The sequence below is a fragment of the Paraburkholderia strydomiana genome, from assembly GCF_046030495.1.
GTDB lineage: Bacteria > Pseudomonadota > Gammaproteobacteria > Burkholderiales > Burkholderiaceae > Paraburkholderia > Paraburkholderia strydomiana_A.
This window is the reverse complement of record NZ_JAQQCJ010000007.1, coordinates 222,697-237,444: the sequence shown is the minus strand read 5'-3', so window position 1 is coordinate 237,444 and position 14,748 is coordinate 222,697. Positions and strand designations below refer to the sequence as shown.

15 protein-coding genes are annotated in these 14,748 nt (G+C 65.6%); 6 read left to right on the top strand and 9 right to left on the bottom strand.

Annotated elements, in window-relative coordinates; all coding sequences use genetic code 11:
* Positions 1 to 35 precede the first annotated feature (35 nt).
* Positions 36 to 2,069 (bottom strand): oxidoreductase, encoded by a 2,034-nt coding sequence (locus tag PQQ53_RS12315; protein ID WP_408324242.1) that lies wholly within the window; start codon positions 2,067 to 2,069, stop codon positions 36 to 38.
* Positions 2,070 to 2,427: 358 nt separating this feature from the next.
* On the opposite strand from PQQ53_RS12315, the gene PQQ53_RS12310 reads away from it, so the two are divergent.
* Entirely contained in the window at positions 2,428 to 3,222 is a 795-nt protein-coding gene (locus PQQ53_RS12310; protein WP_408148259.1) for a DUF4397 domain-containing protein, read from the top strand.
* A 369-nt stretch (positions 3,223 to 3,591) separates the two neighbouring features.
* Here the strand turns inward: PQQ53_RS12310 and PQQ53_RS12305 are convergent, their stop codons facing one another.
* Together PQQ53_RS12305 and PQQ53_RS12300 are read right to left on the bottom strand one after the other, a co-directional pair.
* Positions 3,592 to 3,729: an entericidin A/B family lipoprotein gene (locus PQQ53_RS12305; RefSeq protein WP_121317209.1), complete on the bottom strand. Its 138-nt coding sequence runs from the start codon at positions 3,727 to 3,729 to the stop codon at positions 3,592 to 3,594.
* Between the two features lie 226 nt (positions 3,730 to 3,955).
* Positions 3,956 to 5,593: a sensor histidine kinase gene (locus tag PQQ53_RS12300; protein ID WP_408157007.1), complete on the bottom strand. Its 1,638-nt coding sequence runs from the start codon at positions 5,591 to 5,593 to the stop codon at positions 3,956 to 3,958.
* A gap of 40 nt (positions 5,594 to 5,633) precedes the next feature.
* Between PQQ53_RS12300 and PQQ53_RS12295 the strand changes: the two genes are divergently transcribed.
* The 5 genes from PQQ53_RS12295 to PQQ53_RS12275 all read left to right on the top strand — a co-directional run bounded on the left by PQQ53_RS12295 (position 5,634) and on the right by PQQ53_RS12275 (position 7,985).
* Complete coding sequence (locus tag PQQ53_RS12295) at positions 5,634 to 5,810, top strand: DUF1328 domain-containing protein (protein WP_408148328.1); 177 nt, start codon at positions 5,634 to 5,636, stop codon at positions 5,808 to 5,810.
* Positions 5,811 to 5,930: 120 nt separating this feature from the next.
* A complete protein-coding gene (locus PQQ53_RS12290; RefSeq protein ID WP_075643714.1) occupies positions 5,931 to 6,092 on the top strand; it encodes a DUF1328 domain-containing protein in 162 nt (53 codons plus the stop codon).
* Positions 6,093 to 6,194: 102 nt separating this feature from the next.
* Positions 6,195 to 6,740 (top strand): ferritin-like domain-containing protein, encoded by a 546-nt coding sequence (locus PQQ53_RS12285; RefSeq protein WP_408148261.1) that lies wholly within the window; start codon positions 6,195 to 6,197, stop codon positions 6,738 to 6,740.
* A 163-nt stretch (positions 6,741 to 6,903) separates the two neighbouring features.
* Positions 6,904 to 7,536, top strand: a complete 633-nt coding sequence (locus PQQ53_RS12280) for a response regulator (protein WP_408148263.1) — start codon at positions 6,904 to 6,906, stop codon at positions 7,534 to 7,536.
* A 20-nt stretch (positions 7,537 to 7,556) separates the two neighbouring features.
* Complete coding sequence (locus tag PQQ53_RS12275) at positions 7,557 to 7,985, top strand: response regulator (protein WP_408156950.1); 429 nt, start codon at positions 7,557 to 7,559, stop codon at positions 7,983 to 7,985.
* 382 nt (positions 7,986 to 8,367) lie between these two features.
* Here PQQ53_RS12275 and PQQ53_RS12270 read toward each other — a convergent pair whose 3' ends face one another.
* The 6 genes from PQQ53_RS12270 to PQQ53_RS12245 all read right to left on the bottom strand — a co-directional run bounded on the left by PQQ53_RS12270 (position 8,368) and on the right by PQQ53_RS12245 (position 14,736).
* Entirely contained in the window at positions 8,368 to 9,570 is a 1,203-nt protein-coding gene (locus PQQ53_RS12270; protein ID WP_408156948.1) for an MFS transporter, read from the bottom strand.
* A 377-nt stretch (positions 9,571 to 9,947) separates the two neighbouring features.
* On the bottom strand, positions 9,948 to 10,775 hold the full coding sequence (locus tag PQQ53_RS12265; protein WP_408148269.1) for a phosphodiesterase: 828 nt from the start codon (positions 10,773 to 10,775) through the stop codon (positions 9,948 to 9,950).
* Positions 10,776 to 10,818: 43 nt separating this feature from the next.
* The gene (locus PQQ53_RS12260; protein ID WP_408324240.1) at positions 10,819 to 11,877 is read right to left on the bottom strand and encodes an ABC transporter ATP-binding protein; all 1,059 of its coding nucleotides are present in this window, start codon (positions 11,875 to 11,877) and stop codon (positions 10,819 to 10,821) included.
* Positions 11,874 to 12,875: an ABC transporter permease gene (locus tag PQQ53_RS12255; protein WP_408324238.1), complete on the bottom strand. Its 1,002-nt coding sequence runs from the start codon at positions 12,873 to 12,875 to the stop codon at positions 11,874 to 11,876. Before PQQ53_RS12255 ends, PQQ53_RS12260 begins: the two co-directional genes overlap by 4 nt.
* A gap of 47 nt (positions 12,876 to 12,922) precedes the next feature.
* The gene (locus PQQ53_RS12250) at positions 12,923 to 13,747 is read right to left on the bottom strand and encodes an ABC transporter permease (protein WP_408148275.1); all 825 of its coding nucleotides are present in this window, start codon (positions 13,745 to 13,747) and stop codon (positions 12,923 to 12,925) included.
* Positions 13,744 to 14,736 (bottom strand): ABC transporter substrate-binding protein, encoded by a 993-nt coding sequence (locus PQQ53_RS12245; RefSeq protein WP_408324280.1) that lies wholly within the window; start codon positions 14,734 to 14,736, stop codon positions 13,744 to 13,746. The genes PQQ53_RS12250 and PQQ53_RS12245 overlap by 4 nt, the downstream gene beginning before the upstream one ends.
* Positions 14,737 to 14,748: the final 12 nt, after the last annotated feature.

The following is a 14,748-nucleotide window of genomic DNA, read 5'->3' as shown; positions in this document are numbered from 1 at the left end:
GCGCGTCTGGAGCGGCCAAAAAACAACCCCCCGCTTCAAAGCGCCGCCGCCACCTCAGCCCCTTCGCGGATCGCGCGTTTCGCATCCAGTTCGCTCGCCACCTTCGCGCCGCCAATCACGTGATAGCGCGGACGACCTGCCGCAGCAAGCGTCGGGGGTAACAGATCGCGCAGCGATTCCTGCCCCGCGCAGACGACGACCGTCTCCACCTCCAGCCACTCTTCGACGCCATCGCGCGCAATCTTCAACCCGCGCTCGCCGATCTCGAGATACGACACGCCGCCGAGCATCTTCACGCCGTTCCTCGCCAGCGTCGCGCGATGCACCCAGCCTGACGTCTTGCCGAGCCCCATGCCGAGCTTGCCGGCCTTGCGCTGCAACAACCAGATCTCACGCGGCGCTCGCGCCGGGGCCGGCGGCTTCAGACCGCCGCGCTCCCGTACCGCGAGATCGACGCCCCATTCGTCGAGCCACGCATCGCGCGGCATTGGCAGCGGCTCGCCCGTGCGATGCAGCAGGAACTCGCTGATGTCGAAACCGATGCCGCCCGCGCCGATCACCGCGACGCGGCGACCCGCCGGCGCGCCGCGCAGCACGTCGACATAGGACAGCACGTTGGGCCCATCGATACCGGCAATCGTCGGCTTGCGCGGCACGATGCCGGTGGCGATGATCACGTCGTCGTAAGTGCACGCGGCGAGCAGCGCGGCATCGACGCGCGTGCCGAGCCGCACGTCCACCCGATGCCGCTGCAGCTGGCTCTGAAAATAGCGGATCGTCTCGCTGAACTCTTCCTTGCCCGGCACACGCATCGCCAGATTGAACTGGCCGCCGAGCGTCGCGCTCGCATCGAACAGCGTCACACGATGCCCGCGAGAGGCCGCCACCGTCGCCGCCGACAAACCCGCCGGACCCGCGCCGACCACTGCGATCGAACGCGCGGCGCGCGGGTCCGTCAGCGGCCGGTAGACCAGTTCGGTTTCGCGTCCCGCACGCGGATTCACGAGACAGCTCGCGCGCTGATTTTTGAACGTGTGATCGAGGCAGGCCTGATTGCACGCGATACAGGTGTTGATTTCGTGCGTGCGGCCCTCGGCGGTCTTCACCACGAAGTCGGGATCGGCGAGCAGGGGGCGCGCCATCGACACCAGATCGCCGGCGCCTTCGGCGAGCAAGGCCTCGGCGACCTCGGGCGTATTGATGCGGTTCGACACGATCACCGGCACGTTGACGGCGCGCTTCAAACGTCCGCTCAACTCGGCGAACGCCGCACGCGGCACCGAGGTCACGATGGTCGGCACGCGCGCCTCGTGCCAGCCGATGCCGGTGTTGAACAGCGTCACGCCGGCCGCTTCGAGGGCTCTTGCGACCTGCACGGTTTCGTCCCAGGTATTGCCGCCTTCCACCAGATCGATCAGCGAGAGCCGGTACACGACGATGAAGCGCGCGCCGCACACCGCGCGCACCCGCTCGACGATCTCGCGCGCGAGCCGCATGCGGTTCTCGATGCTGCCGCCGTAGCGGTCGGTGCGTCGATTGGTGCGGGGGCACAGGAACTGGTTGAGCAGATAGCCTTCGCTGCCCATGATCTCGACGCCGTCATAGCCGGCGCGCTGGGCGAGCCGCGCGCAACGCGCATAGTCGCGCACGGTCTTCGCAATGCCGGCGAGGGTGAGCGCGCGCGGCTTGAACTTCGAGATCGGCGACTTGAGCGCGGAAGCGGACACCACGAAGGGGTGATAGCCATAGCGGCCCGCATGCAGGATCTGCAGCGCGATCTTGCCGCCCTCGGCATGCACGGCCTCGGTCAGCAGCCGATGATTGCGCAGATCGAACACGGAATTCAGCGTGCCGCCGAACGGCAACAGCCAGCCCGCGCGATTCGGCGAGATGCCCCCGGTGACGATCAGGCCCACTCCGCCTTTCGCGCGTTCGCGGAAATACGCGGCCAGCTTCGGGTAATTCCAGAAGCGGTCCTCCATGCCGGTGTGCATCGAACCCATCACCACGCGGTTGCGCAAGCGGGTGAACCCGAGGTCGAGTTCGGCGAGTAAGTGCTGGTAAGACATGGTGAGGTGGCGTGTAAGTTTTGGGTGCGCCCGAACGATACACCGCGCACCGGGCCAGCCCGCCGAGGAAAAATTCTAATCCTCGCAACCCATTGCTCCGTAAGCCATTTATCAGTCGCTCTCAGCCATCGGGCCACCCCCGGCACACGCATTGCTCGAAGCGATCGTCCATCGACACGGACCGCGCCGTCTGGAGAAACAGGCGTGATGTGCAGCAGGGATAGGGAGGGGGCTGCTTCGGAGAGCCGCCTGGGACCGTTCAAACAAATGATGAACGCGGTGTCCGGCGGTGCGGTGTCCGAAGCGGAACGCCCGTAGATCAATGGGTCGAGAGCCCACATCGATATAGGTGAACACAATGAAAATGATCCGAACCATGGCGGCCGTTGTTGCGGTTGCATCTGTTCTGAGCGCATGCGGCGGCGGGTCCGACGACGTCGGCAAGGAACTCGGCCTGACCAATCCGCAGATCCACTTCATTCACGCGATTCCGAGCGGCCCGGCCGTCGACTTCCTCGTGAACGGCAGCGCACCTTCCGGACAAACGAACGTCGCGTACAAAGGCGTGACGAACTTCACCAATATCAACACGGGTTCCACCAACGTCGGCTATGCGGCGACCGGCACGACGACCGCGCTCGCGAGCGGCAACTTCCCGAACGTCGCGAAGGGCCACGAATACACCGTGCTGGCGCTGCCGGGACTCGCCGCGCCGGATATCGGCCTGATCGACGATCCGTTCGACAAGGGGCTGCTGTCCAATAGCGCGCGGGTGCGCGGCTTCAATGCATCGGCGAACGCGACCAACCTCGATCTGTATCTGGTCCAGTCCAGCGCTACCGACATCACCACCGTTTCGCCGACGATGGCGGGTGTCGCATTCAAGAACGCAGTGCCGGCGAGCGGGCAGGATTCGATCTACGTGTCCGGCGGGCAGTACGTGCTGATCGCGACCGCGGCCGGCAGCAAGACGCCGATCTTCCAGTCGCCATCGTTCACGCTGTCGAACAATGCCGACTGGCTGGTGACGTCGGTGCCGATCGGCGGCACGCTGAGCCAGCTGGTGCCGGGGCAGATCCATTTGCTGATCGCGCAGAACGGCAACACCAGCACGCCGAGCATCGAGTTGTCGAATACGCTGACGGGTGAATAAGCGGGTGAGTTAGCCCGACGCGACAGGCGAAGGCCATAGACGACACGTCCTGGGGAGGACGGAGCGGCGATCCACGCGAGTGGGTCGCCGTTTTGTTTGTGCGTGTTGATACGGATGACTACGTATTTGCTGCCAGCAGCTACGTTCCCGGAAAGCGCGCGGAAGGACCGGTGCACGCGCTTCACGCAAGAACGCGATTCAGGTTCACGCAAGAACCCGGGCAAGAGAGTCTGGCAAGAGCCCAACTAAAGACCCGCTAAAGTACCCACAAAAAAAGCCCGCCACGGTTCCCCGTGACGGGCTGTCGAATCTCTGCATGACCCGGCGCCACAAAAGCGCCGGCCCTTCAGCTACTCGCACATAGCCGGCTTACTTGGCTTTTTCCGCCGAGTTCGAGATGGCGTTGCCGCCCTTCGAAATATCCTCGCCCGCGCCGGCCACCGTGTTGCAGCCGGAGAGCGCGGCCACCGAGCCAGCAATGAGAAACAAAGCGATCAGTCGAGCCATGGAAGTTCTCCTTGTCGAGAATGCGTCGATTGACGTGCCGATGGTGCGTGGCACGCGCTAGCTATCGTCCGACCGGGGCTTACGCCAGTCGATCCGGTCTGACTGCATGGTAAAAAAAGGGCGGGGGCGGCGCTGTCAGTTACGCTGCGATTTTGTTGTAGGCGTGCTCCGGTGTTTGCGTCGGCGCACTCCTACAACGCGGCTCGGCGGTTGCCGCGCCGCCTCGCTAGACGGGCGTTCGCGAAGGCGTCGCCGGCGGCAGATCGACCGACGGCGTCGCGGTGCTGACGCTCGGCATCGCCACGTCGATGTCGGTGCCGTTCGGCACGCCGCGCCGGATCTCGAAGTGCCCGCCACGCGCGGCGACTCGCTGACGCATGCCGAGCAGCCCATGCGTATGGGTGCGCTTCAGATCGGCCGGCTGGATGCCGACGCCGTTGTCGGCGATATGCAGCGCCACCTGGCCGTCGCCGACCTGCAACGCGATCGACACCTTCGAGGCCCTCGCGTACTTCGCGGCATTCGTCAGCGATTCCTGCGCGACGCGAAAGAGCGCGATCTCGGTCTGCTCGTCGAGCTGGATGTCGTCGGCGGGCAGGTGCAGTTCGAGCGTCCAGTTGTTGCGCTGCGCGGCTTCGTCGGCGAGCGTGCGCAGCGCGGTGACGAGCCCGAAGTTCGCCAGGACCGTGGGCCGCATGTCCTCGATGATGCGCCGCTTCAACGCGATGCCCTGGTCGAGATTGGCGAGCGCGCGCGTGAGTTTTTCGGAGATGTCGGGCGCGCTGTCCTTCAGCTTGCGGTTGGCCCACGCGACGTCCATCTTGCTGGCCGTCAGGATCGCGCCGAGTTCGTCGTGCAGTTCGCGCGCGAGCTGGGTCTTTTCGTTTTCGCTGACCGCCTGCAAGTGCCAGCCGAGCGCTTCGAGCTGACGTGTGCGTTCAGCGACGAGCTGGTCGAGTCCTTCCTGCTGCGTGATCAACTGACGCTGCACGCGTGCCTGCCGGTCGATCTGGATCCCGAGATTGCGGAACAGGAGGATGAACAGCACGATGTTCAGCGCCGACAGGCCCGCCGCGCACAGTGTCGAGATCCGCTGATCGGCGCGGCTCGCGGCGAGCGCGTGCTGCGCGCGGCGCTCCTCGTTGTCGCGCAGCAGCGTGAGGGTGCTGTCGATCAGCGAGGCGTCGGCGGGATTGACGTCGCTCGCGCTGCCGCATGCGCCGAGATTGAGTGGCTGCGCCGCCGCGTGTTGCAACGCGGCGGCGCCCGCGCCGATGCGCGCTTCGATCAGCGCGAGAATCTGCGTGAAGCTGGCGAGTTCGGCGCTGTCCGCGCGGCCGCCGCGGTAGAAGCGGTCAAGTTGCTGCGTGCTCTGACGAATACGTGCCGCGGTCGAACAGAAAGCGTGGGCGGACGCGTCTTCCTTCGTCAGAAGAAAATGGTTCTGCTCGGCGGACAGGCGCGATAGCTGACTCGCGAGTGTGCTCAGTTGCACGGTGACATCGCGCGCTTCGAGCGCGGTTTCGTATTCGGCGGTGATGCGTTGGCGCGCCGTTTCGAGAATCACGAGCCCGCCCACCGTGATGACGATCGCCACCGTCATCGCAATCGCCCAGCTGCGGGCACGCATCCAGTCGGCGAGTCGCGCTGCTGCGCCTTGGCCGGCTAACGCTGGCGCGCTCGACAGGTTCTGAACATCTGGCACATTCGGCTCCTCGGATGGGCCATCAGTGTAACGTCCGCGGCGTCCGGGGCCTTCACCGCGCATCCCCCGGCGTAACGCCGCCGTAATCCCATGTAAGCGGATTCTCACACGAAAACCGGCGTGCGCCGGAATGCGCGCGGCCCTGCGGATCGATAGGATGGACCTGATCGTTCATTCACTGTTTCCGGAGGAAGCCATCATGTTGAAGTGGGCGTTGTTCTTCGCCGTCATCGCGGTGATCGCGGGGCTTCTCGGCTTTACCGGCATCGCGGCCGGCGCGGCGGCGATCGCGAAGTTCCTGTTCGTCGTGTTCGTCATTCTGTGCGTGGTGTTCCTTGTGCTGGGCTTCGTGGTGACGAAGAAAATCATCGATTAGCGCCGCTGCGGCGAGCCGGTTGCGTGCCATTTCTCCGGTAGCGCGGAGCGGCTCGCGTCAGGCCGATGCCAGTCAGTATCGGTCGATATCCGTCGATACCCACAGAAAAGGAGAGTCGCCATGCTTCACTATGCCGTTGTCTTTTTCGTGATTGCGATCATTGCCGCCGTGTTCGGTTTTACCGGCATCGCGGCAGGCGCGGCCGAAATTGCGAAGATTCTGTTCTATATTTTTCTGGTCGTGTTCGTGGTCACGTTGCTGCTCGGCGTATTCCGAACATAGACCTGCGCGCACCAACGCGTAGTCTTGATCTCTACCGGCGCATCAGGCGCGATTCGTGCGGGATGCGCGGTTTCCCCCAATACCGCAGAAAGGAGAATTTCGATGGCGAACCAATCTGGCGACACCTTTGTGATGGACGTCAAGAAGATCCGCGAGGATGCGCGCAAGCACATGTCGGACGGCGCGGTCACGCAGACCTATGGCGCGGATCTGAAGACGGTGCTGAAGCTGCTCAACGACGCGCTGGCCACCGAAATCGTCTGTGTGCTGCGCTATAAGCGGCATCACTTCATGGCCAAGGGCATCAATTCGGAAGCCGTGGCGGCGGAATTCGCCGCACATGCGGCCGAAGAGCAGGGCCACGCGGACAGCATCGCCGAGCGCATCGTGCAGCTGGGCGGCGAGCCGGACTTCGCGCCGGACGGTTTGAAGACGCGCGCGCACTCCGAGTACAAGGAAGGCGGGAACCTCACGGACATGATCAAGGAGAATCTGATCGCCGAGCGCATCGCGATCGACACGTACCGCGAGATCATCCGCTATCTCGGCGAGAAGGACGTGACGACGCGGCGTCTGTTCGAAGACATTCTCGCCGTCGAAGAAGAGCATGCCGACGATATGGCGGACCTGCTCGCGGGCCGGGAATAAGGAAAACGCACGAGGCAGTGCGGGCGGCGCGGCGCGCGCGGGCGAGTCCGAAGGTGTGCCGCGTCGCAGGCGTCTTTCGTTTCGTGGACCTCCGGCTGAGCCCGTGCCGGAGGTCATTACAATGTCTGCTTTGGAGCGATTCCATCGCGGGGACACCAGACCGATGATTCGAGTGTTGATAGCCGACGACCATGCGATCGTCCGAGGTGGCTTCAGGCAGTTCGTCGCCGACGAGCCGGATATGTGCGTCGCGGCCGAAGCCGCCACCGGCGACGAAACCATCAGCCTCGTGCGGGAGCAGGCATTCGACGTGGTGCTGCTCGACATCGCGATGCCGGACAAGAACGGCATCGACACGTTGCGCGTGATCAGGCAGGTGCGTCCCGAACAGGGCGTGCTGATCCTGTCGGGCTACCCCGAGAGTCAATATGCGATCAACCTGCTGCGCGCGGGCGCGAACGGTTATCTGAACAAGGACTGCGAGCCCGACGAAATCGTGCGGGCGATTCGCGCGGTGGCGCGCGGGCATCGTTATCTGTCGGAGGCGGTGGCCGACACGCTCGCCGACAATCTCGACAAGCCGGCCGCGGGGCGGCCGCATGAAGCGCTGTCCGAGCGTGAGTTCCAGATCTTCTGCAAGCTCGCGGCCGGGCAGATTCCCACCGAGATCGCGGAGGAACTGCATCTGTCCGTGAAGACGGTGAGCACGTACCGCGCGCGCGTGCTGGAGAAGATGCGGTTGGCGAACAATGCCGATCTGACTTATTACGCGATCAAGAACGGCTTGATCGAATAATGGACGATCGAGATACCCTGATGAACAGCGAATCGAACCGAGTTGCCGAGCAAACCCGTCCCGCTCCGTTGCGCGTGCTGCTGATCGAGGATTCGCCGCTGATCCGTCGCAGCCTCGTGGAGGCGATCGACGCCTCGGGTTTGCTGCAAGTGGCCGCGTATGCCGATTCCGCCGATCAGGCGATTGCGCTGCTCAGCGACGAAGCCTTCGATGCGGTCATCGTCGACCTGCAGTTGCGGGAGGGCTCGGGCGCGCCGGTACTGGCCTATTTGCAGCGCGAAGGGCTGATCGACTCGATGTTCGCAGCCGTGCTGACCAATCATGCGTTGCCCGCCTATCGGGAGCGCTGCGAGCAGTACGGCGTGCGCCACTTCTACGACAAATCGTTCGAGTTCGATCGTGTGATCGACGCGCTGCACGAGTATGCGTCGGCGCGAAGCGGCGGGTGAGTGCGCCGTGTGGAAGAGGAGTCGGTGCGGGCTAAAGCGGATGCGCAGACGCGAAGCAAACGCGAACTGGCACTGAGCGTGAGAGCAGCGCGAACCAGATGCGAGATGAGCGCTGTGAGGCAAGCGCTCTGAGGCAAGCGCTCTGAGACAAGCGCTCTGAGACAAGCGCTCTGAGACAAGCGCTCTGAGACAAGCGCGAGCCGAGCACAAGGCAAGACGAGCACAAGGCAAGACGAGCACAAGGCAAGACGAGCACAAGGCAAGACGAGCACAAGGCAAGACGAGCACAAGGCAAGACGAGCACAAGCCGAGCGCTAATCAGCCTTGCAGGAACGCGGGTCGAGCGTGACGCAAGTGCGCCCTCAGCCCGTGCGCCGGCCACTCAGCCTAATGCCCCGCGCGACGGCAGCCGCAAATGATTCCACGCCGCCAGCCCCGCGAAGACGATCCCCGCCACGCTGACGCCGAGCCACCCAAAGGCCGGCCAGACCACCGCGCCGACGCCCGAGCCGAGCGCTCCGCCGATGAAATACGCGACCATGTACACCGTATTCACGCGGCTGCGTGCCTCGGGTTTCAGCGCGTAAATGCGCGATTGATTGGAAATCTGCGCGGCCTGCACGCCAATGTCGAGCACGATCACGCCCACCACCAGCCCGGCGATACTCTTGCCGGACGCGCCGAACACGACGAACGCGAGCGCCACCAGCACGATCGACACGGTGACGATCGCGCGCGGTCCGCGCCGGTCGGCGAACTTGCCGGCGAGCGGCGCGGCCATCGCCCCCGCCGCGCCGACGATCCCGAACAGCCCCGCCGCCTGCGGCCCGAGATGAAACGGCGCGCCTGCCAGCAGCAATGCCAGCACCGACCAGAAAATGCTGAATGCCGCGAACAGCGCCGCGCCGGTCAGCGACGCTTCACGCAGCGCGCGATGCTCGACCAGCAGATGCCACATCGACACCAGCAGCTTGCCGTAGGGCAGCGTCGAGGTCGGCTGGCTCTTCGGCAGGCGCAGGATGATCACGACCGCGAGCGCCAGCAGGGCGACCACGGATGCGCCGAACACCGCGCGCCAGCCGAAATACTCGGCGATCAGACCCGAGGCGGTCCGCGCGAGCAGGATGCCCAGCAGCAGGCCGCTCATCACCGTGCCGACCGCGTGGCCGCGTTCGGCCGGCGGCGCGAGTTCGGCCGCGAACGGCACCGCCTGCTGCGCGATCGTGGAGAGCACGCCGATCGCCAGACTCGCGACGATCAACACCGCGAGCGTCGGCGCGGCCGCCGCCACGACCAGCGCGACGCACATGGCGGCGATCTGCAGCAGGATCAGGCGGCGGCGGTCGAAGCGATCGCCGAGCGGTGCGAGCAGCAGCATGCCGGCTGCATAGCCGAGCTGGGTGACAGCGGGCACCGTGCCGACCCACGACGCGCTGCCCGGAAACGACTGGCGGAAGTTGTCGAGCAGCGGCTGGTTGTAATAGATGTTCGCGACCGAGACACCGGCGATGGTGGCGAGCAGAAACAGCAGGCCGCGCAACGACCGGTCGGCGGAAGCGGGGGTGGAAGCGTCGGAAATGGACATGAGAGCGGCGGGTCGACGGACCGGCCCATGCGCGGTCCTCAAGCGTGCCGATCATACCGGAGCGGGGCGGTTTGTGCTGACGGCGGCGAAGTGTGCGAAAAAGCGTCGGCGGACAGCCGTTTGCCGCATCGGCCCGCAGATTGACGGGTGGTTCGCGCGCTTTGTGTGTCGTAAAGCGGCGTGCTTTCCGGGACAGGTGCAAACGGGGCCGTTCGCGATTCTCGTGATACGTACCGGTGCGGGCTGCTCAGCGATGACATGATTCATGCGATCTGCGTCGAGATAGCGATGCCCGCGAACTGTTTCTTGCAGGCCGTGCTCGTCGCCGCGCTCGGGATGCCGTCTTTCAGGTGGTCCCGGCGCGTGAGCGGCGACGCTCAGTCGATCAACGCGCCTTCGGGCTCGTAAAACGGATAGGGTCCGTCGGCGCGCTCCACATACGCGTGGTGCGTGACGATGCCCGTGGCCGGATCGTAGCGATGCAACGCATACGCCGGCGGTTCCATCACGAACACCGACGGCGCATCGTCGCGCAGATCGAGCCCGACCTGATGGCCGGGCGCCGGCACCGCGGACGCGATCGTGCCGCCGAAGCGCACGAACATCGGCCGATGGACGTGCCCGCAAATCACCCGCTCCACGTTCGGATGAAGCGCGATCAACGCCGAGAGCCTGGCGGATGCGGCAGGGTCGAGCCTCAGTGAGTCCATATGGCCGATGCCGCAGGTGAATGGCGGATGATGCAAGGCCACCACCGTCGGCGTGTTCCCGGCCGCGTCGAGTTGCGCCGCGAGCCACGCGAGTCGTGCGTCGCACAGCGTGCCGGCGCTTTGGCCGGGGACCATCGAATCGAGTGCGATCACGCGCAGCGGCCCGACGTCCACCGCGTACTGCACGAACTCGCCGCCGCTGCGCAATTCCGCGCGCTCGGGAAACGCCGCGCGCAACGCGGTGCGTTCATCGTGATTGCCGACCAGCAGGAAGTAGGGGATGGCCAGCGGCGCGAGCAAGGTCTTCAGGTGTTCGTACTGTTCCGGGTCGCCTTGATCGACGAGGTCGCCGGTCATGATCACGGCGTCGGGACGCGGTTCGAGCGCATTGAGCGCGGCGACGCAGCGCGCGAGGTAGGCGGCCGTGTCGACCCGGCCGTATGCGAGCGCGCCGGGCCGTTTGATATGCAGGTCGCTAATTTGAGCCAGCAGCATGGGGAGTCCTTGTCATTGCGCGCCGGGACATGGCGCGGCGTTGTTACGATAGCGCAATCAGCGCGTCCTGCGAGATCGAGATGCCGACCGGTGTGCCGCGCGCCAGCTCGACGCGCCCGGCCACGTCGATCAGCAGCGGGTCCGGTGCGGCGCCCCCGATCGTCAGACGGGTGCGCTCGCCGAGAAACGCGCTGCTTTCGATGCGGCCGCGCAGATGCGCGCTCGCCGGGTCGGCCAGCCATGCGTCTTCGGGGCGGAAGAAAATCTCGTGCGGCTGATGCGGGTGCGGGCTCGTGGGTGGGGGCATCGACGGCAGCGGCACGGCGCCGCCGCTCGTCATTAGCATGCCGTCGCGCGCTTCGCCAGCGACCCGGTTGATCGTGCCGACGAATTGCGCGACGCTCCGGTTCGCCGGCCGATAGTAGATGTCGCGCGGCGAGCCGATCTGTTCGATGCGTCCCGCGCTCATCACGACGATGCGGTCGCCCAGTTCCATCGCCTCCGCCTGGTCGTGCGTCACGTAGACGGTCGTGATGCCCAGCTCGCGCAGCAATGCATTCATCTCGCTGCGCAAGGTGTCGCGCAGGCGCGCGTCGAGCGCGGTGAGCGGCTCGTCGAGCAGCAGCACGCGCGGCTGCACCGCGAGTGCGCGCGCCAGCGCCACGCGTTGACGCTGACCGCCCGAAAGCTGGTCGATGGGTTTGTCGGCGTGGGCGCTGAGACGCATCATGCCGAGCAACTCGTCGACCCGCTGCCGCGCGGCGGCAGCCGGCATGCGCCTGATCTTCAGGCCGTAGCCAATGTTGCCGCGCACACTCAGGTTGGGAAACAACGCGTAGCTCTGGAACACCATGCCGACCTGGCGCTTTTCGATCGGCAACGCGGTGACGTCGTCGTCGCCGAACGCGATGCACCCGCCCGCGTCCGGTGTTTCGAGTCCGGCGATCATGCGCAGGGTCGTGGTCTTGCCGCAGCCGGAGGGCCCAAGCAGGACCAGCGTTTCACCCGCGTCGATCCGTAGATCGAGCGGTTCGAGCACGCGCGTGCCGCGAAAGGTTTTCGCGCATTGCGTGAGCGTGATCGGAATGGAGGCAGGTTTCATGGCGTGTCGATGGAGTTCGATGAGGGCTTGGCGGAAATGTTCCTGGCGGGATGCGCAGCGCCTGGCACCACGTCGGTCGCTGCATCCGCTGCAAGCTGTTTCGCAGTAGAGCCGTTGCCGCGTTTCGCCGCCGCGCTGCGCTGGCCGGTCGCATCGACGCCGAGCCATTGCATCGCGACGAGCAGAGGCATCGTCATGATGAAGAACAGAATGGTGTACGCGCTGCCGATCTCGATGCGCAACGACGCGTAGGTGTCGGCGAGGCCGACCGGCAGCGTCTTCGTCTCGGGTGTGTGCAGCATCCACGTGAGGTTGAATTCGCCGATCGACAGCGTCAGCACCGCCAGCGCGCCGGCGACGATGCCCGGCCGCGCGTTCGGCAGCACGATCGTCACGAAGCGTGCGAAGAAGCTCGCGCCGAGACTCGCCGCGCCTTCCTCGAGCGTGCGCAGATCGCTGCTCGCGCATACCGCGGCGACCGCGCGCACCATGAACGGCAACGTGAACACCACGTGCCCGACCACGATGAACGCGGCGCTCATGCGAAACCGCGTGAAGCCGCCGTAGATCACCAGCAGCGCGAGCGCGGACGCGAGACCGGGCAGTGCGATCGGCAGCACGAGAAACTCTTCGATGACGCGCGAGAGCCGCGTCCTGCTGCGCGCGAGCACGTAGCCCGCGGGCACGCCGGTCAGCAACGTGATGAGGAGTGTCGCCGCCGCCACTTCGAGCGACAGCCACACCGAGCCGTGATACTGCGTCCACACTTCGACGAGCCAGCGCAGCGTGAGTCCGCTGGCGATGCCCTTGAAGTAGTTGACCGTCAGCCCGGCCATGATCGACATGATGACCGGCACGATCAGAAACGCACACAGCAGCAGCGTGACGAACCATTGACCGGCGGCGAGCCATGTTCGCGCGCCGGGCGCGCGCAGCCGCAAGCGCGAAGCGGTGCCTGAATGAGTCTCAGATCGTGCTGAAGCAGTGATGGAATTCATCGACGTGTTGTCGTCAGGTTGGGATGCGCCGGGTCGGGACATGCTACTCATGCGCTCGCCGCCACCGCCGCGCCGCTCACGCTGCGCGCGAACGCCAGCACGGCCCACGTGACGATGCCGAGCACGATGGACAGACCCGCGGCCGTCACCATGTTCGCGTTGAGGGTGAACTCGGTATAGATGGTCATCGGCAGCACGTCGATGTCGGTGGCGAGCGTGAAGGCCGTGCCGAACGCGCCCATCGCGGTGGCGAAGCACACGGCCCCCGCCGCGACCAGCCCCGGCGACAGCGCGGGCAACACGATGTCGCGCGTGATGCGCCACGGCGATGCGCCGAGCGAGCGCGCCGCTTCTTCGAGCGAGGCGTCGAGCTTGGTCGCCGAGGCCATCACCGTGACGATCACGCGCGGAATCGAGAAGTACAGGTAGCCGAGAAAGAGGCCGCTCATCGAATACGCGAAGACCCAGCGCTCGCCGGTGAGTTTCAGCGACAGCGCGCCGATCAACCCCTGGCGTCCCGCCAGCATGATGACCATGAAGCCGACCACCACGCCGGGAAACGCGAGCGGAAACGTCAGCAGCGCGAGCAGCGTGCGCTTGAACGCGAACTCGCGGCGCGCGAGCAGCAGCCCGGCGATCACCGACAACACCAGCGTCGCCGCCGTGACCGCCGCCGACAGCAGGACGGTCGCGCCGAGGCTCGACATGTAGCGCGGATTCGTCAGCATCGCGCGATAGGTGGCGAACGCGTGGCCGTCGCCGCTCAACTGCGCAAGCGCGGCCATCGGCAGCAGCCAGAACGCGAGGAACACCGCCAGCGCCGGGGCGAGCAACGCGATGCGCCAGCGCAGCGGGAACGTGATGTCGTTCAATGCATCACCTGCAGATAGCGTTCGCCGAAGCTCGCCTGCTTCTCGGCCATCTTGCCGAAATCGACCGCTTTCGCGCGGGCATAGTCGCTCGCGGGCAGGAATTTCGCGGCGGCTTCCGCGCTCATCGCATTGGCACGGACCGGGCGCAGATAGGCGTCGGCCCACAGCTTCTGGCCTTCGTCCGACAGCACGAAGTCGAGCACCTTGCGACCGTTCGCGTCGTGCGGCGCGCCTTTCACGAGGCTCATCACGTAGGGCACCGAGATCGTGCCTTCCTTCGGAATCACGAACTCGACGTTCGCGTGATCCTTGTACTTCGCGCGATAGGCGTCGAAATCGTAGTCGAGCAGGATCGGGATTTCACCGGACATCACGCGCGCGTACGCGGTCTGCTTCGGCACGATCGGCGCGTTGGCCTTCAGCTTGCGGAACCAGTCGAGGCCGGGCTCGAAGTTATCGAGCGTGCCGCCGAGCGCCTGGTTCACCGCGACCGCGCCCGCATAGCCGACGAACGCGCTCGACGGATCGAGGTAGCCGATCATGCCTTTGTATTCCGGCTTCAGCAGATCAGCCCACGAGCGCGGCACCGGCTTGCCTTCGAGCGCGTCCTTGTTGACGAAAAAGCCCAGCGTGCCCGAGTGGATCGTGAACCAGTAGCCTTGCGGGTCTTTCAGGTTGGCGGGGATGTCGTTCCAGTGCGCCGGCTTGTACGGCTGGATCACACCCTTGTCCTTCGCCTGGAATGCCGACGATACGCCGAGGTACACCACGTCGGCGACCGGGCTTTTCTGCTCGGCCATCAGCTGCGCGATCGACTGGCCGGAGTTCTTGTTGTCGAACGGCACACGGATGCCGGTCTTCTGCTGGATCGCCTTGATCTGGCTGGCCCAGTCGGCCCATTCCGGCGGGCAGTTGTAGCAGATCGCGGTTTCGTCGGCATGGGCCGCCTGCGGGGCGACGGCGGCGAGCGCCGCGCCGGTGGCGATCATGACGTGCGCGAG

What these genes read in the sequence shown, in the direction of transcription:
- PQQ53_RS12310 (WP_408148259.1), top strand. Translation starts at nt 2,428, where the DNA reads ATGAAAATGATCCGAACCATGGCGGCCGTTGTTGCGGTTGCATCTGTT.
- PQQ53_RS12245 (WP_408324280.1), bottom strand. Translation starts at nt 14,736, where the DNA reads ATGATCGCCACCGGCGCGGCGCTCGCCGCCGTCGCCCCGCAGGCGGCC.
- PQQ53_RS12260 (WP_408324240.1), bottom strand. Translation starts at nt 11,877, where the DNA reads ATGAAACCTGCCTCCATTCCGATCACGCTCACGCAATGCGCGAAAACC.
- PQQ53_RS12290 (WP_075643714.1), top strand. Translation starts at nt 5,931, where the DNA reads ATGCTTCACTATGCCGTTGTCTTTTTCGTGATTGCGATCATTGCCGCC.
- PQQ53_RS12255 (WP_408324238.1), bottom strand. Translation starts at nt 12,875, where the DNA reads ATGAATTCCATCACTGCTTCAGCACGATCTGAGACTCATTCAGGCACC.
- PQQ53_RS12315 (WP_408324242.1), bottom strand. Translation starts at nt 2,069, where the DNA reads ATGTCTTACCAGCACTTACTCGCCGAACTCGACCTCGGGTTCACCCGC.
- PQQ53_RS12275 (WP_408156950.1), top strand. Translation starts at nt 7,557, where the DNA reads ATGAACAGCGAATCGAACCGAGTTGCCGAGCAAACCCGTCCCGCTCCG.
- PQQ53_RS12285 (WP_408148261.1), top strand. Translation starts at nt 6,195, where the DNA reads ATGGCGAACCAATCTGGCGACACCTTTGTGATGGACGTCAAGAAGATC.
- PQQ53_RS12280 (WP_408148263.1), top strand. Translation starts at nt 6,904, where the DNA reads ATGATTCGAGTGTTGATAGCCGACGACCATGCGATCGTCCGAGGTGGC.
- PQQ53_RS12270 (WP_408156948.1), bottom strand. Translation starts at nt 9,570, where the DNA reads ATGTCCATTTCCGACGCTTCCACCCCCGCTTCCGCCGACCGGTCGTTG.
- PQQ53_RS12295 (WP_408148328.1), top strand. Translation starts at nt 5,634, where the DNA reads ATGTTGAAGTGGGCGTTGTTCTTCGCCGTCATCGCGGTGATCGCGGGG.
- PQQ53_RS12265 (WP_408148269.1), bottom strand. Translation starts at nt 10,775, where the DNA reads ATGCTGCTGGCTCAAATTAGCGACCTGCATATCAAACGGCCCGGCGCG.
- PQQ53_RS12305 (WP_121317209.1), bottom strand. Translation starts at nt 3,729, where the DNA reads ATGGCTCGACTGATCGCTTTGTTTCTCATTGCTGGCTCGGTGGCCGCG.